This window comes from Rhizobium sp. PvP014 (assembly GCF_017876855.1).
GTDB classification, from domain to species: domain Bacteria; phylum Pseudomonadota; class Alphaproteobacteria; order Rhizobiales; family Rhizobiaceae; genus Neorhizobium; species Neorhizobium soli.
Genome location: NZ_JAGIOT010000002.1, coordinates 2,547,902 through 2,569,482 on the forward strand (window position 1 = coordinate 2,547,902; position 21,581 = coordinate 2,569,482).

The 21,581-nt window shown below is 60.8% G+C and carries 9 protein-coding genes; 3 read left to right on the forward strand and 6 right to left on the reverse strand.

Annotated features, from left to right (window positions below; translation table 11 throughout):
- Nucleotides 1-165: 165 nt before the first annotated feature.
- The gene (locus tag J3A65_RS16965) at nt 166-1,077 is read left to right on the forward strand and encodes a DMT family transporter (protein ID WP_062462167.1); all 912 of its coding nucleotides are present in this window, start codon (nt 166-168) and stop codon (nt 1,075-1,077) included.
- Nucleotides 1,078-1,097: 20 nt separating this feature from the next.
- On the opposite strand, the gene pyc is transcribed toward J3A65_RS16965, so the two are convergent.
- Nucleotides 1,098-4,559 (reverse strand): pyruvate carboxylase, encoded by a 3,462-nt coding sequence (gene pyc, locus J3A65_RS16970; RefSeq protein ID WP_209902412.1) that lies wholly within the window; start codon nt 4,557-4,559, stop codon nt 1,098-1,100.
- A gap of 100 nt (nt 4,560-4,659) precedes the next feature.
- Nucleotides 4,660-5,397 (reverse strand): LuxR family transcriptional regulator, encoded by a 738-nt coding sequence (locus tag J3A65_RS16975; protein ID WP_062462620.1) that lies wholly within the window; start codon nt 5,395-5,397, stop codon nt 4,660-4,662.
- 315 nt (nt 5,398-5,712) lie between these two features.
- Here J3A65_RS16975 and J3A65_RS16980 point away from each other — a divergent pair, with 315 nt between their 5' ends.
- Complete coding sequence (locus tag J3A65_RS16980; protein ID WP_209902414.1) at nt 5,713-7,488, forward strand: glucan ABC transporter ATP-binding protein/ permease; 1,776 nt, start codon at nt 5,713-5,715, stop codon at nt 7,486-7,488.
- A 384-nt stretch (nt 7,489-7,872) separates the two neighbouring features.
- Here the strand turns inward: J3A65_RS16980 and J3A65_RS16985 are convergent, their stop codons facing one another.
- Nucleotides 7,873-16,368, reverse strand: a complete 8,496-nt coding sequence (locus tag J3A65_RS16985) for a glucoamylase family protein (RefSeq protein ID WP_209902416.1) — start codon at nt 16,366-16,368, stop codon at nt 7,873-7,875.
- A gap of 261 nt (nt 16,369-16,629) precedes the next feature.
- Here J3A65_RS16985 and J3A65_RS16990 point away from each other — a divergent pair, with 261 nt between their 5' ends.
- Nucleotides 16,630-17,799 carry a M20 aminoacylase family protein gene (locus tag J3A65_RS16990; protein WP_245341569.1) on the forward strand — a complete coding sequence of 390 codons (1,170 nt, stop codon included), beginning with the start codon at nt 16,630-16,632 and terminating at the stop codon, nt 17,797-17,799.
- Between the two features lie 384 nt (nt 17,800-18,183).
- Here the strand turns inward: J3A65_RS16990 and J3A65_RS16995 are convergent, their stop codons facing one another.
- The 3 genes from J3A65_RS16995 to J3A65_RS17005 form a co-directional block, all read right to left on the reverse strand.
- Entirely contained in the window at nt 18,184-19,158 is a 975-nt protein-coding gene (locus tag J3A65_RS16995; protein WP_209902419.1) for a threonine/serine dehydratase, read from the reverse strand.
- Between the two features lie 88 nt (nt 19,159-19,246).
- Nucleotides 19,247-20,059 (reverse strand): endonuclease/exonuclease/phosphatase family protein, encoded by an 813-nt coding sequence (locus J3A65_RS17000; RefSeq protein ID WP_092659200.1) that lies wholly within the window; start codon nt 20,057-20,059, stop codon nt 19,247-19,249.
- A 25-nt stretch (nt 20,060-20,084) separates the two neighbouring features.
- Nucleotides 20,085-21,545 carry a phosphatidylserine/phosphatidylglycerophosphate/cardiolipin synthase family protein gene (locus J3A65_RS17005; RefSeq protein ID WP_062462148.1) on the reverse strand — a complete coding sequence of 487 codons (1,461 nt, stop codon included), beginning with the start codon at nt 21,543-21,545 and terminating at the stop codon, nt 20,085-20,087.
- Nucleotides 21,546-21,581: the final 36 nt, after the last annotated feature.

A 21,581-nucleotide genomic window follows, 5' to 3' on the forward strand; every position in this document is an offset into this window, starting at 1 on the left:
TCCGCGCTCAGCATGAGTTTCACGATTTATGTCTCCGGTTCACGCTTGTCACCCCTTTAGCAACGACGGATGGAGCGCGACGAAGCTGATTGCAATCGCTGCAGAACGCCTTAAGCATTCGGATATGCAATGATATGAGGCGTCGGTATCCGGCGTGTGACTTTCTTGAAATCCAGCATCGGCAGCGGCATTCTTCTCGTCAGTACCTCCTACTTCGTGTTCACGCTTCATGATGCGGTGATCAAGCTGCTGGTGGTCGATGTCGGCGTCTGGCAGATCATTTTCTTCCGAAGCCTGACGGTTCTGATCGCCTGCCTCGTCATCGGGGGACGCGGTTTCATCCCGCGCGTTGTCCGCTCGCCGATCGTGCGGCCGATGATGGTGCGCAGCGTGATCCTTCTCGCCGCATGGGTTTCTTTCTACACCGCAGCCAAGTCCCTGCAATTGGCCGAACTGACGACGATCTATTACGCCAATCCGATCGTCGCCACCCTGCTTGCTATTCCGGTTCTGCGCGAAAAGGTGCCCGCGGTCCGCTGGGTGGCGATCATCCTCGGCTTCGTCGGCGTGGTGATTGCCGCAAATCCGGCCGGGTTGACACTTTCGCTCCCGGTCGGTCTCGCACTCCTCGCGGCAATCCTCTGGGCCATCGGCAGCGTTCTCTTGCGCAAGACGGCGATGAACGAGAAGACCCTTGTCCAGATGACGCTCACCAACTTCTTCTTCGTGGTGATGACCTTCGTCATGGCCGTGCTGACATGGCAGCCGGTCGATCTGAAAAGCGGTGCGCTTCTGGCGCTCGTCGGCATTCTCGGCGGCACCGCCCAGGCGACGCTGTTCGAGGCGATGCGACGGGCGCCGGTCTCGGTGCTTGCCCCGTTCGAATATTCCTCGCTGATATGGGCGTTCGTGCTGGGCTACGCCATCTGGCAGGACATTCCCGCAAGCAATGTCGCCGCCGGTGCCGCACTGATCTTCTGCGCCGGACTGCTGATCGTCGCCAGCGAGCGGCTGGCGGCGAGGCGCTATCGCCTCGCTCAACCTGCGGACGGATCGGACGGACCGGCGGGCGCCTGAGCCGTCAACAGTTTGACCCGTCAGGCCCCGTAGACGACGAGCAGATCCTTGGCGTCGATCTGGTCGCCGGCCTTGACCAGCACTTCGGCAAGCGTGCCGTCTTTTTCGGCGTGCAGCGCGGTTTCCATCTTCATCGCTTCGATGGAGACAAGCACGTCACCGGCCTTGACCGCCTGACCCGACGCCACGAAGACGCGGGAAATGACGCCCGGCATCGGCGCGCCCAGATGCAGGGGATTGCCGATATCGGCCTTTGCCCGCACAGCCGAACCGCTTCCGCCATGGGCCCGGTCCGGAACCTTGATGCGGCGTGGCTGCCCGTTCAGTTCGAAAAAGGCGGTGACCATGCCCTGCGCATCCGGCGCACTCGTCGCCTGGTTGACGATAACAAGCGTCTTGCCGCGTTCGATATCGGCAAACAGCTCTTCGCCATCGGCAATCCCGTAGAAATAGGCATGCGTCGGCAACACGGAGACCGGACCGTAGGTGTCTGACGCCAAGGCGAAGTCGGTGAACACTTTCGGATACATCAGATACGACGCGAACTCGAAGTCGTCGACCTTGCGCTCCAGCTTGTCCTCGATCGTCTTGCGCTCGGCATCGAGATCGGCGGGGGCAAGCAGCGAACCGGGAACGTCGGTATAAGGCTGATCGCCTTTCAGCGCTTTTTTCTGGAGCGCCTGCGGCCATCCGCCCGGAGGCTGGCCGAGATCGCCCTTCAGCATCGACACGACCGAATCCGGGAAGGCGATGTCCTTGGCCGGGTTTTCGACGTCGGCCACGTTCAGATCCTGGCTGACCATCATCAGCGCCATGTCACCGACCACCTTGGACGATGGCGTGACCTTGACGATATCGCCGAACATCCGGTTCACGTCCGCATAGGTCTGGGCGACCTTGTGCCACTTGCTCTCGAGACCGAGCGAGCGGGCCTGTTCCTTGAGGTTGGTAAACTGGCCACCCGGCATTTCATGCAGGTAGACTTCCGACGCCGGACCCTTGAGATCGCTCTCGAAGGCCGCATACTGGCCGCGCACCGCTTCCCAGTAGAACGAGATCTTGCGGATCCATTCCGGATCGAGCCCGGTATCGCGGTCGGTTCGCGACAGCGCCTCGACGATCGAACCGAGGCAGGGCTGCGACGTGTTGCCCGACAGCGCATCCATCGCCGCATCGACGACATCGACGCCGGCATCGACAGCCGCAAGCACGGTCGCAGCCGAGATGCCCGACGTGTCATGCGTGTGGAAGTGGATCGGCAGCGAGGTCGCTTCGCGTAGTGCCTTGAAAAGGACGCGGGCAGCCGCGGGTTTCAGCAGGCCGGCCATATCCTTCAGCGCGATGATATGAGCGCCGGCCTTTTCGAGTTCTTCCGCCAGTGCGACGTAATATTTGAGGTCGTATTTCGGGCGCGCTGAATTCAGGAGATCGCCGGTATAGCAGATCGCGGCTTCGCAGAGCCGGTTCTCCTCGTTCACTGCGTCCATCGAGACGCGCATGTTGTCTACCCAGTTGAGGCAGTCGAACACGCGGAAGACATCGATGCCGCCCTTGGCGGCCTGTTGGACGAAGTATTTCACGACATTGTCGGGATAGTTCTTGTAGCCGACGCCGTTTGCGCCGCGCAGCAGCATCTGCAGCAAGATGTTGGGCGCCGCCTCGCGGATCAACGCCAGCCGTTCCCACGGGTCCTCGGTCAGGAACCGCATCGACACGTCGAAGGTGGCACCACCCCAGCATTCCAGCGAGAACAGGTTCGGCAGCGCGCGTGCATAGACCCCGGCCACGCGGGCGATGTCATAGGTCCGCATGCGGGTAGCGAGCAGCGACTGGTGGCCGTCGCGCATCGTCGTGTCGGTGATCAGCGCCCGGCTTTCGCCCCGCATCCACTCGGCGAATTTCTTCGGGCCGAGTTCATCCAGCTTCTGCTTGGTTCCAGCGGGAATATCGCCATTGATATACGGCAGAACAGGCTTTGCAGCCTTTTCCGACGGGGCCGGACGACCCTTGGTTTCCGGATGACCGTTGACGGTGACGTCGGCCAGATAGGTCAGGAGCTTGGTGGCGCGGTCGGCGCGCTTGACCTGTTCGAACAGTTCCGGCGTCGTATCGATAAACCGCGTCGTATAGGAATTGTCGCGGAATTTTGGGTGCGTGATGATGGCTTCGAGGAAGGTGAGGTTCGTCGCCACGCCGCGGATGCGGAACTCGCGCAGCGCCCGGTCCATGCGGGCGATCGCTTCCAGCGGCTGCGGTGCCCAGGCGGTGACCTTGACCAGCAGCGGATCGTAGAAACGGGTGATGATCGCACCCGTATATGATGTTCCGCCATCGAGACGGATGCCGAAACCCGACGCCGAGCGATAGGCGGTGATGCGGCCGTAATCCGGAATGAAATTGTGCTCGGGATCCTCGGTGGTGATGCGGCACTGCAGCGCATGGCCGTTCAGCCGGATGTTCTCCTGGGCCGGTACGCCCGATTCCGGCGTGCCGATGGCAAAGCCGTCGAGGATGTGGATCTGCGCCTTGACGATATCGATACCGGTGACGACTTCGGTCACCGTGTGTTCCACCTGGATGCGCGGATTGACCTCGATGAAGTAGAATTTGCCGGTGTCGCTATCCATCAGATATTCGACCGTGCCGGCGCCGACATAATTGGTGGCGCCCGCGATCTTTAGCGAATAGGCGGCAAGTTCGGCCCGCTGGTCCTCGGAAAGATAAGGCGCCGGGGCGCGTTCCACGACCTTCTGGTTGCGCCGCTGGATCGAGCAGTCGCGCTCGAACAGGTGCACCACATTGCCGTGGGTATCGCCAAGGATCTGGCTTTCCACATGGCGGGCGCGTTCGACCAGCTTTTCGAGATAGACCTCGTCCTTGCCGAAGGCCGCTTTTGCTTCGCGCTTGGCCTCGACGACTTCCCTGGCGAGGTCCTTCGGATCGCGGATGGCACGCATGCCGCGACCGCCGCCGCCCCAGGACGCCTTGAGCATGACCGGATAACCGATCTCCTCGGCCATCTTCGCCACGACATCCATATCATCAGGCAGCGGTTCGGTGGCAGGAACTACGGGCACGCCGACCGAAATGGCAAGATTGCGCGCCGCCACCTTGTTGCCGAGCTGGCGCATCGTATCCGGACGCGGGCCGATGAAGATGATGCCCGCCGCGTCGCAGGCATCGACGAATTCGGGGCTTTCCGACAGGAGGCCGTAGCCTGGATGAATGGCATCGGCGCCCGAAAGCTTGGCAACCCGGATTACCTCTTCAATCGAAAGATAGCTCTCGATCGGGCCCATATCCTTGTCCAGATGGGGACCGCGACCGACCTGATAGCTTTCGTCCGCCTTGAACCGGTGCAGCGAGAGCTTGTCTTCCTCGGCCCAGATCGCCACCGTCTTGATGCCGAGCTCGTTGGCGGCGCGAAAGACGCGGATGGCGATTTCAGAGCGATTGGCGACGAGAATTTTCGATATCGGCAAGACAAGCCTCCCCAGGTGCCTCGAATGGTGCACCGCAAGAGATCAACATCTCCCGCATTAGGCAAGGGCTATTTGGTCGATAGCCGGCGTCAAGGACGCTTCAGGTCACCAGCCCATGGCGAAATGCCATGGCCACCACATGCTGTCGGTTCTTCGCTTTCAGCTTTTCCTGGAGGCCGTTGATATACCAGTCGACCGTGTGGTTGGAAATGTCGAGCGAACGCGCGATCTCGTGCGATGTCATGCCGTCGGCAAGGAGCGCCATGACTTCCATCTCGCGACGGGTGAGCTGGGTATCCAGTCTGGCCGAGGCTTCGAGCGCCGTCGCGTCGCCGGCGATCTCCAGCAGTCTCCAGAAAATGCGCTTGGCGGCCGTGTCGAACAGTGAGATCTCGGTCGGCGATAGATCGATCGGTTTGCCGCCGATGATCATGTTGCCGAGAAATCCGTTGCGTCCATGGATCGGAAACACGTAGCCGTCGTCGAGACCATGGCGGCCCGCTTCCTGCATCATCCGGTCCATCCGCGAACGATGCGGATCGGACTTCAGGGCAAGGATCGAATCGCGCCAGCGGAACGGGCGATGGGCCGCATTCAGCATCCGCATGACAGGGTCGATGACGGTATATTTGCGCGCGCGATAGACCTCGACCCAGCTGTCCGGCCAGCGGGAGATCAAGGTCATTCCCTCGGGATCCGTTTGCCCTTTTCTCAGGACGATTGCATAGAATTCGAAACCGTAGGTTTTGAGGAGTGACGCAAGATTGTTCGCCACTTCCTTCGTCGTTCGTGCCTCTTCAACCAATACAAGCAACTGCACAACAAATTGGATGCTCAAATTCGCCCCCAGACCGTCTCCCCGACGATCGGCTTTATTCTTATAAAACACCGACGCCGGCATAGAACCCGACCGCCCGCTTAACATAGTTATCATTTATACCACGTACATGCCGAAATCTTGTGATTGACGCAGCGATCAGGATCGGCATCAGCATACCGCATCGGTAACCTAACTACGGGCGAACCCTTGCTCTCACTGGATTATTTTCGGAAAAGAAGTTCACCGGCTAGGTTCGTCTCGGATTCGCCCTGTCCTTGCCATAACTATGCTGCCAATCGTTTCATGCCTGCACTTCAATAGGAGTTGCGCCCGTTGACGCTCTTCCAAGTTTACGCCCGAGCTTTGCAATATCTGACGAAGAACCGCTGGCGGGTCGCCGCGGTCGTCGTCGCCAACATTATTCTGGCCATCATCACGATTGCCGAACCGATCTTGTTCGGTCGAATCATCGACGCGATCTCCTCCAAGAGTGACGTCACCAACGTTCTGCTTCTGTGGGCGGGCTTCGGGGTCTTCAATACCGTCGCATTCGTGCTCGTTGCACGCGAGGCCGACCGTCTGGCCCACGGGCGCCGCGCTTCGCTGCTGACGGAGGCCTTCGGACGCATCATTTCGATGCCGCTGTCCTGGCACCACCAGCGCGGCACGTCGAACGCGCTGCATACGCTGCTGCGTGCCTCCGAAAGCCTGTTCGGTCTGTGGCTGGAATTCATGCGAACGCATCTCGCGACCGCCGTTGCAATCCTGCTGCTGATTCCGACCGCCATCTCGATGGATTGGCGCCTCAGCATCGTGCTTCTCATTCTGAGCATCTTCTACTGGATCATCGGCGTTGCCGTGATGAAGCGCACGAAGGAAGGCCAGGCCGCGGTCGAAACCCATTACCACCAGGTTTTCAGCCATGTCAGCGATTCGATCAGCAACGTCTCTGTGATTCACAGCTACAACCGCATCGAAGCCGAAACTTCGGCCCTCAAGAACTACACCAAGGATCTGCTGAAGGCGCAGTATCCGGTGCTGGACTGGTGGGCGCTGGCCGGCGGCCTCAACCGCACGGCGTCGACGGTCTCGATGGGCGTGATCCTTGTGATCGGTACCATGCTGGTGCAACAGGGCAAGATCCGCGTCGGTGACGTCGTCGCCTTTATCGGCTTCGCCAACCTTCTGATCGGCCGCCTCGATCTTCTGCGCCAGTTCGCAACCCAGATTTTCGAAGCCCGCGCCAAGCTCGAGGATTTCTTCGTTCTGGAAGATTCCGTCGAGGAGCGCGCCGAACCGACGGATGCACGCGATCTGGGAGATACGGTCCGGGGCGAAGTGGAGTTCCGCGACGTCTCCTTCGGCTTCTCCAACACGAGCCAGGGCGTTCACGACGTATCGTTCATCGCGCAAGCGGGGGAAACGATTGCGATCGTCGGCCCGACCGGTGCCGGCAAGACGACGCTGATCAATCTTCTGCAGCGGGTCTATGATCCGCAGCAGGGCAAGATTCTGATCGACGGCGTGGATATCGGCACCATCACCCGCAAGTCACTGCGCCATTCCATCGCGACCGTGTTCCAAGACGCGGGCCTGCTCAACCGCTCGATCAGCGACAACATCCAGCTGGGACGAGAAGGTGCAACGCGGGAAGACATCGTCCGGGCGGCAGAAGCGGCCGCTGCGGCCGAATTCATCGGAACGCGTCTCAATGGCTACGACACGACGGTCGGCGAGCGTGGCAACCGCCTGTCGGGCGGAGAGCGCCAGCGTATTGCCATCGCCCGTGCGATCCTCAAAAACGCACCGATCCTCGTTCTCGACGAAGCAACCTCGGCGCTTGATGTGGAGACGGAACAGCGCGTGAAGGCGGCGATCGACAAGCTGCGTCAGAACCGCACCACGTTCATCATCGCGCACCGGCTCTCCACCATCCGCGACGCCAACAAGGTCATCTTCCTCGAGGGTGGGCGGATTGCCGAAATGGGCACCTACGACCAGCTGAGCCGCAGCGGCGGCCGCTTTACGTCGCTCCTCACCGCCAGCGGCATCGTCATCGACGAGGACGAGGAAGGCCACAAGCTCCCGGTACCCGCCGAGCACGCCTAAGCTCTCGACCACTTATACCGATCGAACATCAGACTCCTCGCCTCCAGAAATGGAGGCGGGGGTTTTTTGTGAGGTAATGCGGGAGCACCGCTTTTTCGCGTGAGCTTCTGCCTACGCGGCTTTGCAAGTGCTTGCCATACAAAGCGCGTGAGCGGCGCGCGGGTTGGGTCCTGACCTGTTCCTGCCGGGATCCATGCCGCGCATTGTGAGCGGCATCCCGATCGGCTGGCACGATACGTGGACATCAGAGCAGGACATCGCCCCTCCCCCGGATCGGCCGACACGTCTCCTCACCGGGCACAAACCAACAAAAAACCCCGCTGCCATTGCTGGAAGCGGGGTTTCTGTTTGGGATACCATCAGGACGTTCGACGTCCGGTGGGATCAGCTTTCTGCGGGCGGAGCCGGCAATGCGCTGGTCGCTGGCGCCGCAAGGTTCAAGCCGTTGACCGGATCGACAGCGACGCCACCGATCGACGCCTTGCCGTCCTTGACCACAATCTCGTGGGTGACGCCATCGAGGGTAAGTTCGGCGGTAAAGCCATCCCAGCCGCTTGGCAGGACCGGATCGACATACAGCGTGTCGCCGGCACGACGAATGCCGAGAATGCCTTCGACCGCGGCGCGGTAGAGCCAGCCGGCGGAACCCGTATACCAGGTCCAGCCGCCGCGGCTCTGATAGTCGCCGGCACCGTAGACGTCGGCTGCAACCACGTACGGTTCGACGCGGTAGGTTTCGGCGGCATTCCGGTCAAGCGCATGGTTGATCGGGTTGAGCATCTGGAAGCACTTCCAGGCATCGTCGCCGCGCTTCAGCCGGGCGAGCGCGAGCACGACCCAGATTGCACCATGGGTATACTGGCCACCGTTTTCACGCACACCGGGTGGGTAGGCCTTGATGTAGCCCGGATCCCTGCGCGTGTCCTGGAAAGGCGGGGTGAAGAGGCGGATGATACCCGCATCCTCGTCCACGAGCTTGTCCATGACCGCGTTCATAGCCTGCTCGGAACGATCCGGCCTGCCTTCGCCAGACAGCACACTCCAGGACTGGCCGAGCGAATCGATGCGGCATTCGTCGCTCTTGGCCGAGCCGAGCGGAGAACCGTCGTCGAAATAACCGCGGCGGTAATACGCCCCGTCCCAGCCATCCGATTCCAGCGCAGCCTTCAGCGTATCGATATGCTTGCTCCAGCGATCGGCACGCGAACGATCCTTGCGGGCTTCCGCATAGGGCAGGAAGTTTCGAAGCGCAGCCGCCAGGAACCAACCGAGCCAGACGCTCTGACCACGACCGGCCATGCCGACACGGTTCATCCCGTCGTTCCAGTCGCCACCGAGAATGAGCGGAAGATCCAGGTCTCCGGTCCGCTCAACAGCGAGATCGAGCGCGCGTGCTGCGTGTTCATACAGATCGGCTACCTCGTTGGAGATCTCCGGCTGGATAAAGGCGTCGTGCTTGTTTTTTTCCAGCATCGGTCCGGTGAGGAACGGCAGCTTCTCATCGAGCATCGACAGATCGCCGGTCACCGACACATACTGGTGGATCGCGTAGGCAAGCCACACCACGTCGTCGGAGATCGTCGTGCGAACACCGGCGCCGGTGTTGGGAAGCCACCAGTGCATGACATCGCCTTCGCGGAACTGCCGCGACGCCGCATTGAGGATCTGCTTGCGGGCAAGCGACGGCTCATGCAGCAGGAACGCGAGCGTATCCTGCAACTGGTCGCGGAAGCCGAAGGCACCCGATGCCTGGTAGAAGGCGGTACGGGCCATGATGCGGCAACCGAGTGCCTGATAGGGCAGCCAGTGATTGACCATGTTGTCGAGCGACTTGTCCGGCGTCGAGATCTTCAGGCGGCCGGTGAAACCGCTCCAGAAGCTACGGTTCCCCGCAAGGATATCCTCGAACCGGTCGCCGCGAAGTGCCAGTGCAAGGCTTTCCGCCTCCTGCTTCGTTGCAGCATCGCCGAGGAAGAAGGTGACCTCGGTCTCTTCGCCCGGCGCCAGTTCGACGTCGTAGGCAAGTGCTCCGCACGGGTCGCCGTCGAGATCGAGCGAGCCGCTGAGGCTTGAACCGGAAACGACCGCTGCCGGCAACTGAACCGAACCGAACTTGCCGACAAACTCCCGACGGCTTGCCGTAAAGCCCGACGGTGTCTCGTGCATGCCGAGGAAGGCAAAGCGCGAGAAGTTGATGCTGAACGGGTTGGTCGCAAACAGCGTGCCCGTCGCCTCGTCACGGCTGGACAGGATGAATGGCGAGGTCTTGGCAGGATTGGTGCCCAGCAGCCATTCGACATAGCCGTAGATGCGCAGCTTCTTCGTTTCCGAACCGGTGTTGCGCAGCTTCATATGCGAAAGCTTTGCGGACCGGTTCCGGTCCACCGTCTGGGTCAGCGACAGCTTGACGCCATCTTCCTCGGTCGAGAACACCGAATAGCCGAGGCCGTGACGGGTTTCGAACACGGTTTCTGGACGACGCGACAGAGCCGCGAACGGAGTGACCACGGTGCCCTTGTCGATATCGGCCACGTAGAAGCCTTCGCCGGGACGGTTGATGACGAGATCGTTGGTCCACGGCGTCATCTGGTAGTCGCGCGAGTTCTGCGCCCAGGTAAAGCCTGCGCCTTCCGCGGAAACGTGGAAGCCGAAATTGTCGTTAGAGATGACGTTGATCCACGGATGCGGCGTCGACTGACCACCGTTGAGGCGCACGACATATTCGCTGCCATCTGCGGAGAAGCCGCCAAAACCGTTCCAGAACTCAACTCCGGCCGGACCTTCGCTGGTCTCGACGGGAGCGGAATAGATCTCGCCATTTAGCAGCGGACGGCGATCAACCTCGATCTCCTGATCCTTCGGCGGGGCGAAGATCGTGCTGGTCCGGTTCAACTGATCGCTGATGCGGCCGTTGCGCGCATGAAGCACGACGCGGGACGCGGCAATCAGACCATCGGCGCCGGCACCTTCGATCAGGTCGCGGCGCAGCGTGAAGACGTGCTGGCGTCCACCTTCCTGACCCATGCGGGCAGACATGTGTTCGATCGACGTCTGTACTTCCTGGGCACCCTCGGTTGCCCGCTCGTTGAAGATGACGAGATCAGACACAACGCCGCGCGAGCGCAGGTACTGCTGCGCAAGGATAGCTTCCTTGGCAACCGGCATGTCGTTTTCGTCATTGATGCGCAGCGTGAAGATCGGCAGGTCGCCGGACACCGCCGACGGCCACAGCCCCGACTGTGCCTGCATGCCGGCCTTCAGCGTCGGCTGATCGGCGCGAAGCTGCATGTCCGGATAGACCAGATAGCGGGCGAGATCCTGGAAGGCTGCGGCATCCTGCGATGTAACGCCGAGATGGCGCATCTGTACCTGCGTGCGGGTCCAGGCCTGGGTCAGTTCGTTCTGGAAGGTTTCGGCATGACGATAATGTTCGATCGCCTTGTCGAGATCCTCGCGCCGGGGAGCAGCGATCGTCCAGAAGATAACGCTGACCTTCTTGCCCGCGGGCACACGAACCGTGCGGCGCAGCGATAGGATCGGATCGAGCGTGAAGCCGTCGGTGTTGGACAGCGACGCACCCGGATCGAAAGCCGCAGCTTCCGACAGCGTGCGACCCCGGCCGAGGAACTTGCGACGGTCGGTCTCGTATTCGGTCGGTCGCGAAGACCCGGCATTGTCGGCGGCAAGATGTGCCACGATCATGTCGGGATCGCTGAGGTCGCGCTTGTTGCGCCAGGCGCGGATGACGTCGCCACGCTTGCCGATCTCGGTGCGGATAAACATGCGCGAGAACACGGGATGGCCGCTGTCGCCATCGTCGCCGGCAATCACCGGCTCCATGTAGGAGGTCACTTCGATGAAGCGGTCCTCGTCGCCCATGTTGAGCAACGTCACGCGGCGCCCTTCGGCATCGTGTTCGGTGCCGACGATGACTTCGACCGTGCTGGTGAGCTCGCCGACCGTCTTGTGGAATTCGGCCTTTTCGTCACCGAACACCGTCTTGGTCTGCTCGCCTTCGGCGCGGCGCGGTTCGGCCGTGGTGGACCACCACTCGCCGGATGTCGTGTCGCGCAGGAAGATGAACTGCCCCCAGCGGTCTTCGGTCGGATCCGCCTTCCAGCGGGAAACCGAAAGGTTGTTCCAGCGCGAATAGCCGGAACCGGTCGCCGTCAGCATCAGCGAGTAATGGCCGTTGGAGAGCAGAACCAGTTCGCGGTCCTTGGTGGCCGGGTTGGTGACCGTGCGGATTTCCGGACGCAGCAGTTCGCCGCCGCCGGTACCTGGCTTTTCCTCGTGCTTGGCGCTCATCACTGGAATGTCGCGCGGTGCCTTTTCCTGCAGCAGCAGTTCCGCCGCTTCGATTACAGGATCGGCGTGGAAGAGTTCGCGCAGCAGACCGTTCATGACGACGTTGGCGACGGCTGCGATCGACATGCCATGGTGGTGGGCATAGTAGTTGTAGACGACCGCACAGCGCTTGCCTTCCGGCACGCGGGTCGGCGTGAAGTCGACCGCATCATGGAAGCCGTAGATGCCGAGCGCGCCAAGCTTGCGCAACTCGTTGAGGTTTTCGACGGCCGCGATCGGATCGTACTGGCTGGCGAGGATCGAGGCATAGGGTGCGATAACGGCATTCTGGCCGAGACCGCGCTTCAGACCGAGCGTCGGCACACCGAAGTTGGTGTACTGATAGTGCATCTGATGATCGAGCGCGTTGAACGCGGCTTCCGAAATGCCCCATGGCGTGCCGAGACGGCGGCCGTGGTTCATCTGTTCCTTGACGATCAGGTTGTTGGTCTGGTTGAGGATACCGCCCTGGCGCTCCTGCATGACGAGCGGCGGCATCAGGTATTCGAACATCGAACCCGACCACGAGACGAGCGCACCGCGCGCGCCGATCGGCACGACGTGACGGCCAAGCTTGTACCAGTGCTCCGTGGGCAGATCACCCTTGGCAATCCCGAACAGGCTGGTGAGACGCGCTTCGGACGCGAGAAGGTCGTAGCAGGCCTCGTCGACCTCGTTGCTTTCGACCCGGTAGCCGATCGACAGAAGGCGGCGGTCCTTGCGGAACAGGAACTTGAAGTCCATTCCGAAGGCGATCTTGCGGGCACGGTCACGCAACACGGCGAGACGGTCGCGCAGTTCCTCGATATTGCCGTTGTCGAACGTGCTGTCGCCGATATGCGCTTCGCACACGGCAACCAGCGACGCTGCCCACTTGGTCACTTCCTCGCTCTGCGCGGAACGCACTTCATGATCGAGATTGTGCGACAGCTTCTGGATGTCGCGGGCAAGCACCGACAGGTTGATGATGCGGATCGAGGCAAACTCGTGCTCGCGCTTGACGGCGGCAAGCGCGTTGGAGAAGCCGATGATACGCTCCTCAAGACGGCGCCGCAGCGGACGCACGGTCTTGCGATCGTCCGGCAGGGCTGTCAGCGTTTCTTCGAGAATGCCGACGACATCGCCGAGACCATCGAGATTGCCCTGGAGATGCGCAGAAGGCGCTTCCGCCCAGACACGGCAGGCCGACGAAATGGCGATCAGATGGCCCGCGAAATTGCCGCTGTCGACCGACGACACATAGCGCGGCATCAGAGGCTTCAGGGTATCGGTGTGATACCAGTTGTACATATGGCCGCGGAACTTGTCCGCACGCTCGACGGTCGCAAGCGTCTGCTCGATCCGCTCGATCGTTTCGGTAAACGAGATCCAGCCGAAATGTCGCGCCGAGACGATCGACAGAAGGTAGACGCCGATATTGGTCGGCGACGTCCGCTTGGCGATCGAGGGATTGGGCTTTTCCTGGTAGTTGTCAGGCGGCAGGTAGTTCTGCTCGGCCGTGACGAAGGTTTCGAAATAGCGCCAGGTCCGACGCGCGATCTTGCGCAGCTCGATCGAGACGTTTTCCGGTACGAACAGCTTGTCTTCGGTCTCAGCGGACTGGCTGACATACCAGGCAACGAGCGGCGAGAAGATCCACAGGATGGCGAACGGAATGCCGACCAGGAACGCGTTGTCGCCCGGAAGTGCCGCAAGGATTACCGACAGAACGGCAATCGCCGGCGCATGCCACATGGCACGGTAGTAATCGGTAGGGCTGCCCTGGGCGCCGGACTGGATCGAGGCCGCGGTCTTCCATTCCAGCATCAGCTTGCGGCTGACGAGCAGGCGATAGAGCGAACGGGCGATCGCATCGGTCATGATGCAGGCGGAATCCGCGATGAACACGATGCGCAGTGCGACTTGCGCATTGGTGGAACGCACATCCGACCAGACCGAATAGAAATGGGCGCTCGTGACATTGTCGCTGGAGCGCGGCAGAAGGTTGGTGAGAAGCGAGATGGTGGGCGCCACGAACAGCGAGAAGATCAGCAGGATCTGCCAGATCAGCGCACCGAGCGGATCCATGAAGTACCAGCCGAGAATGGAGGCGAAGAACCATGCGATCGGGGTGAGCGACCGGCGCAGGTTATCGAGCATCTTCCAGCGGCCAAGGGCGCTGACGCCCCGCTTGGCTTCAAGAATGTAAGGCAGGAGCTGCCAGTCGCCACGCGCCCAGCGATGCTGGCGCGAGACCTCGACCTCGTAGCGAACCGGGAAATCCTCGACCAGCTCGACATCGGTGATGAGCGCGCAGCGCGAGAACGAGCCTTCGAGAAGGTCGTGCGAGAGAACGGCGTTTTCTTCGATACGGCCCTTGAGGGACGTCTCGAACGCGTCGACGTGATAGAGGCCCTTGCCCGTGAACGAGCCTTCGGCCGTCAGGTCCTGATAGACATCGGAGACCGCAAAGACATAGGGATCGAGACCGCGGCCGACCGAAAACACGCGCTGGAAGACCGAGGCTTCCTTGCCGGTCGTCAATGACGGCGTCACGCGCGGCTGCATCAGACCGTAGCCGCGCACGACCTGGTGCGTATCAGGATCGATGACGGGACGGTTGATCGGGTGATGCATTTTGCCGACCAGCTTGGTCACCGCATCGCGGATCAGGCGGGTGTCGGCATCGAGCGTCATCACATACTGGACATTCTCCGGCACCATGTTGGCGCCCTGGAGATAGGTCGTGTCGCGGTCGCCGCGCAGAAGCAGGTTGAGTTCGTGCAGCTTGCCGCGCTTGCGCTCCCAACCCATCCAGGCGCCTTCGTTCGGGTTGAACAGGCGGCGGCGGTGGAGGAGATAGAAGCGCGTCCCCGCCTCTTCCATGTAGCGGGTATTGAGCGCTGCAATTTCGCGCTTGGCATATTCGAGGATTTCAAGATCGGCTTCCTGTTCCTCGAACTTGGCATCGCGCCAGTCGCTGAGGAGCGCGAAATAGATCTCGCCCTTCGGGTTGGCCAAATAATGGACTTCCAGATTGCGAACGAGTTCATCGACCGTGTCGCGGTCAGCGATCAGGCAAGGCACAACAACCAGCGTGCGCGCCTCCTCCGGAATGCCTTCCTTGTATTCGTATCCGACAAGCCGGGCCGGTTTGACGAAATAGGTCACGACCGTATTGAACAGACCGGTCGCGCCTTCCGACGCGGGCAGCGCGAACATCAGAAGCAGGAAGAAGACGACCACCAGCGGAATGGCAGCCGCCACGAGGAAATAGCCGGTAACGGCGAGCGCCAGAAAGGTGAGAAGCATGACTGGGCCGCCGATGGCGAACCAGCCGAGCTTGCGGTAGGCGCGCACAGCCCGCTGCAGAAGCGGCGGCTGGTAGCCGACGGCCGTCTCCAGCTCCTTGCGGCGGCGCCCGACGATGAAGGCGCCGATATTGGTTTCGCGCTCGTCCGGATTTTGCGCCCTAGCCGCGATCGCAAGATCAACGGCAGCCTGGGTCACCTCGGCTTCGCTGCGCTTGGAAACGCGGGCGATCTTTTCGATGCGGCTGCGGAAGGCATTGCGCGAGCCGAAATCGAGCGCTTCGTAATCCGTATGCTCGCGGAAGATCTTGTCGATCTGCGAGACCTCTTCGAACCAGACGCTCCATTCCGTATCATCGATCAGGCGCAGGCTCTTGATGATGTTGCCCATCGTCACGTTACCGGACGACAAGCGGCTCTGTTCCGCCTGCATCACGGTTTCGACAGCCTTGCCGGACGCGACCAGCCGCTTCTCAAGCCATTCGATCGCAAAGCCGGAATTCTGCGAGGCATTGCGCAGGCGATAGAGGAATTGGCTTGTGAACGTGTTGTCGTCGGTGAGGCCTTCGAGGCTCTTCAGGAGCTCGGCACCGGCAGTCTCGTCGTTCAGACGAATGATCTCGTCGGCGGCATCGTTGGCGCGGCGGCGCATGTTGCGCGAGCGATCAACGCGGCTGGCGATACGACGCAGGTTCTCAATGAGAACGAAGCGGATGAACGATGGCAATGCCCAGAGTTCGCCGATCTCCAGCGGCTCGTCGGTCTGGTAACCCTCAACCATCTCGGCCAGCGTTTCGCGCGAAATGCTGCTGTGGGTGTGCGCCACATAAAGCCATGCCAGCGAGAGAACGCGCGGGATTTCCTGGCTGCCGATCTTGGTCGTCGGCAATTGCTTGAAGAATTTCTTCGGGAAGTCGCGGCGGACTTCCTGGATCGCTTCCTCGACAATGTAATAGTTGTCGAGCAGCCATTCGGCGGCAGGCGTGATCGAAGCACCCGCATCGACATCCTGCGCGGCGGCGCGATAGACCCTCAGAATTTCCTTCTCGTTTTCCGCGTGGCGCGTGAAAAACTCGAATTTCATGAAGCCCGGCAGATCGGCTGCACCTTGCCGACCCAGCGTTTCTCCACATTGCCGAAGATCATCAGCCGTAAAATACGTCGCGCGGATCGAATCGTTATGATCGATCTGCTTGCTTTCCGTTTCGCGGGTAGAAGCCGAAGGCTGAATATCAGGGGACATGGATGAACTTCTGAATGAATTTCGTTTCACGAACTAAGATGCGAAGCATGAGATAGAGAGCGATCCTTATATTGCAAATCGTGGATCAATCGCTATCGCATCTGCTCACGCAGTAAGACATTGTCGGCTCTAGGGCCAACAGCCTGAATAAATGCTGAATGCGAGGCTGTTCATTTGCCTGAACGATGATGGCACTGCTAAACGTGAACGATACGAGTGAGCAGCTTGGACGCGTTTGCAGGCAGATAGGGTGATGGAACGATGACGATCAAGTTTACCAACGACATGAGCGAAGTTGTGGCAACCCGCCGCTTTCTGCATCAGCATCCCGAACTTGGCCTCTCAGAATTCACCACTTCGGACTATATCGCGGCAAAGCTTGAGGAATTCGGTTACGCCGTCACCCGCGGACTCGGCAAGACCGGCATCGTTGCGACCCTGAAGAACGGATCGAGCGATCGATCGGTCGGCATTCGCGCCGATATCGACGCGCTTCCGATCGAGGAAGAAACCGGCGCGGACTATGCCAGCCTCAACAAGGGCGTCATGCATGCCTGCGGTCACGATGGCCATACCGCCATGCTTCTGGGTGCCGCAAAGATACTCGCACAGCGCAAAAACTTCGACGGCACACTCAATCTGATCTTCCAGCCGGCCGAAGAAAATTTCGGCGGCGCCAGGCTGATGATGGAGGACGGACTGTTCGATCGCTTTCCCTGCGACGCCGTCTTCGGCCTGCACAATGACCCGAGCCTGCCCTTCGGCAAGATCTTCGTCAAGGAAGGGCCGATCATGGCGGCGGTCGACGAATGCCGTATCGTCGTCAACGGCCGCGGCGGCCACGGCGCCGAACCTCAGGATGCCGCAGACCCGATCGTCGCCGGCGCCAGCATTATCATGGCGCTGCAGACTGTCGTTTCCCGCAACATCCATCCACTCGATCCGGCCGTCGTCACGGTCGGCGCCTTCAACGCCGGCATCGCCAGCAATGTCATCCCGGAGCGGGCAGAAATGGTTATCACCATCCGGTCCTTCGACCCTGCCGTGCGAGACAAGCTGGAGGAACGGATCCGCGGTGTAGCAGTTGGCCAGGCGGCAAGCTACGGCATGACAGCGACGATCGAATATACCCGTGGCTACGACGCGACCGTCAACCACAAAGCAGAGACGGATTTTGTCAGGGACCTGGCGAAGAAGGTTGTCGGCCCGGAAAACCTTGCAGAAATCGAACGGCCGATGATGGGCGCCGAGGACTTCGGTTACTTCCTCGCAGAGAGGCCAGGCACCTATTTCTTCTTAGGCACCGCAAGAACCAAGAACGATCCCCCGCTCCATCATCCGAAATTCGACTTTAACGACGACGCCTTGCCGATCGGGACGAATTTCTGGGTGGAACTGGCCGAAGCCTATCTGCCGACGACACAGGGCTGAAACAGTAAGCCTTCCGATCCGGGCGCGGATCGGAAGGCTTCGTTGCTATTGAAACCTTCAATTTCGGATACGTGTCAGGCGAGAATACCGAGCGTAACTGCCCCGATGAACACGAAGGCGGCAGTCACAAGGCCTGCATATGCTACCCACTGCCACCTGCTGACGACGCCCGCGGCGCGGTGAGGGAATGCCCGAGTATGATGCTGGATCGGCTGCATGCGAACCTCCCGGTTTTGTGTCTCTTCCCATGTAGTTTAGCTTAACTCTACCAAGCTGATAGAGATAACTTTCTCCTGAGCACCACGTTCCTTGGAAAATACTTTTTTCTTAATGCCCCAACGTGCCGGTTAACGGTTTATTATGCCTGCGGCCTAAAACGAGACCTCAGGCGGCAAACCTGTCGAGCGCCAGGCGGAACACGTCCGGGTCGATATTGCCGCCTGAGCAGACCGCAATCACCGTCTCACCAAGGCTCTCGCCATGGAAAAGCGCTGCCGCCAGCGCAACCGCGCCGCCCGGTTCAACGACGATCTTCAGACGGTTGAAGGCAAGTGCCACCGCATGCAGCGCTTCATCTTCCGTCACCACTATGCCCGGGCCGCAGAGACGCGACATGATCGGAAAGGTAATCGTGCCAGGCTGCGGCGTGACGATCGCGTCGCAGAGCGAACCCGATTGCGTGGCGTTCTTCTGGATCGTTCCGCACGCAAGCGAACGGGTCACGTCGTCAAAGCCTTCAGGTTCGCAGGGATGCACGGTAAAGCCCGGTGCACGTGCTTCGAGCGCCAGCGAAATCCCGGAGATGAAACCGCCCCCGCCGGTCGGCACCAGAACACTGGCCTGCGTGATCCCCTCTTCCGAAGCCTGTTCGGCGATTTCCAGACCTGCCGTCCCCTGCCCGGCGATGACAAGCGGTTCGTCGAATGGCTTGATGAGGGTCAGGCCTCTTTCGCTCGAAAGCTGCCGGCCGATCTCGTCACGATCCTCGCTGGCGCGATCGTAGAGCACCACTTCGGCGCCGTAGGCCCGCGTGTTTTCAATTTTGATGCGCGGCGCATCGGCGGGCATGATGATGACGGCCGGAATGCCATGCATCCTGGCCGCCAGCGCCACGCCCTGCGCATGGTTCCCGGACGAAAAGGCGATAACGCCCTTCGCGCGAACGTCCGCCGGAAGATACGAAATTGCCGACCACGCGCCACGGAACTTGAACGAGCCGGTCTGCTGCAGGCATTCGGGTTTCACGAAGATGCGCCGCCCGGCGATGTCATCCAGAAATGACGAGGACAGAAGCGGCGTGCGGCGGGCATGGCCGGAAAGACGGCCGCGCGCGGCTTCGATCATAGCAATATCGGTCATCGGGAAATCCTTGGGGACGAACAGGCGAGACCCCGAACCTATTCGCCGATACTGCAGGCGTAAAGATGCCGAGGACCGACAAGTGCCGCTATCCTTCAGCCGTTGAACCGAGTTTCACCACCGTCTTGATTGGAAGATGGTCGGACGCGAGCCGCGCAAGCGGCGTGTCATGGGTCACGACCCTCTCGATCAGGCCCGGCCGGTTCGCCATGATCCGATCGAGTGCCAGCACCGGCAGGCGCGACGGAAAGCTTGGAACCGCCGGCGGCAGGCCGAATACGGTAGCGAGTGTGTTGAGCGCCGAGCGGTCACCCAGCCGCCACTCGTTGAGATCGCCCATCAGCACTGTCGGATGCTCGTCGCGGGAGCCGACGATGTCGAGCAGCATGCGCGCCTGCTGCTGACGCGACCGGTTGAGAAGACCAAGATGCGCCGCAATCACGCGAAGTGTGCTGCCATCCTTCATCTCGAGTTCGGTGATCAGCGCCCCGCGCGGCTCCAGCCCCGGCAGTTTGACCTGATGCACGTCGCGGACGAGACCTTCGCGGAAAAAGATCACATTGCCGTGCCAGCCATGCGCCTTGGCGACGCCGGAGATCGGCACCGGAAGCAGCCCCGTTTCACGCTCCATCCAGCCAAGATCAAGCAGTCCCCGACGTTCGCCAAACCGGCTGTCCGCCTCCTGCAGAGCAATCACATCCGCGCCGATTTCGCGGATCACGTGAGCGATACGGGCCGGATCGAACTTGCGGTCGATGCCGACGCATTTATGCACGTTGTAGGAGGCGATCAGCATGCCGCTGTCTCTGTCATGCACGGAATGAACGCCTTCGCCCCGGTTCTTGCGGGCCTTGATCGATGCCAGGATGCTGGCCGGAAGGTTGGGACGTTTCTGATGCATGATATCGCGCTTCGGTCTTGCCGGTTTAAAGATAGGGCGATCCCAACCAAAGAACTTTCTCGATCAGGCGAACGGGAAACGGCCGTGATCTCAGGCTGTGAAGCGTCACCTCGGTCGAAGAGGAAATCATCAAGTCTATCCTTCGTTCCAAAGTTCGCGCAAAAGCCTCGTCCAGCACTTCCAGATCCACCTCGAAATTTAGCCGCAGCGAACGCGGATCGAGATTGGACGACCCCACATAGGACCAGCGGCTGTCGACGGTCAGAAGCTTGGAATGATTGAAGGCGCCGCTTGCCCGCCAGATACGGCAGTAGTTCTTCAGCATCTGGTCGAACTGCGCCGTCATCGCACGATCGACAAGCGTCAGGTTGTTCGCGCCGGGCACGACGATATCAACCCGCACACCGCGCCTTGCCGCCGTAACCAGCGCGGTAATGAGTTCCCGGTCCGGCAGAAAATACGGCGACACGATGCGGATCGATGACCGGGCGACGGAAAATGCGCCCATCAGCATCTTGTGGTTGGTCTCGACGCTGCGGTCCGGTCCGGTCGAAACGACCCGGGCAATGACCGCCTTGCCGGGTTCCGCCGCGGGCGCGACAAGCTCCCACGCGTCATCTTCCAATGTCTCGCCCGTGGTGAACTGCCAGTCGGCTGCGGCAACGGCAAAAAGGTCGGCCACCAATGGCCCGGTAACCTTGAAATGCGTATCGAGCGAAAACCCATCGCCATTGAATTCGCTCGAGAAACTTTCGCGAATGTTGATGCCGCCGGTAAACGCGACGCGGCCATCCACGACCAGGATCTTGCGGTGGGTTCGAAGGTTTGCGTAAGGCAGCCGCAAGCCGACAATGACGTTGCCGTTGAAGACGCTGACCCCGACGCCGCCATCGCGCAGCATGCCGAGTACGCTTGGAACCGAGTAGCGGGCGCCGACCGCATCGATCAGCACACGCACTTCCACACCCCGCTTTACCGCAGCAATCAGGGCCTCGACAAACTGGCGTCCGATCCTGTCCCGATCGAAGATGTAGGTTTCCAGAATGACGCTCTTCTTCGCCTTGCGGATCGCACCCAGCATGGCGGCATAGGCGGCGTCGCCGGTATCCAGCGAAAGAATTGAATTTCCGGATGTGAGGTGATGGGAAGTCACCCGGTCTCCCAGCGTCTTCATCGCGCGGAACCGGTGACCAAAATCCTTGATGATCAGTGCATCTGTCGCGTCGTAGGAGGCAAAATGCGCCCACTCGCGGCCCTGCAGCAGGGCACGGCGATCACTGATGACCGTTCGGCGGATGCGATTGACGCCGGCAAGCATATAGAGCGACGCGCCGATGATGGGCGACAGGACGATGATGCCGACCCAGCCAATCGCCGAGCGCACCTCTTCCTTCGTCATGGCCGCATGGATAGCGGCTGCCGTGCCGGCAACGAGCGAAAAGACGAACAGGATGTGCGGCCAGTAGGTATGGAAGAGGTCAAGCATGAGGCGAATATATGCGCCCCATCGCTTTGGGCAATC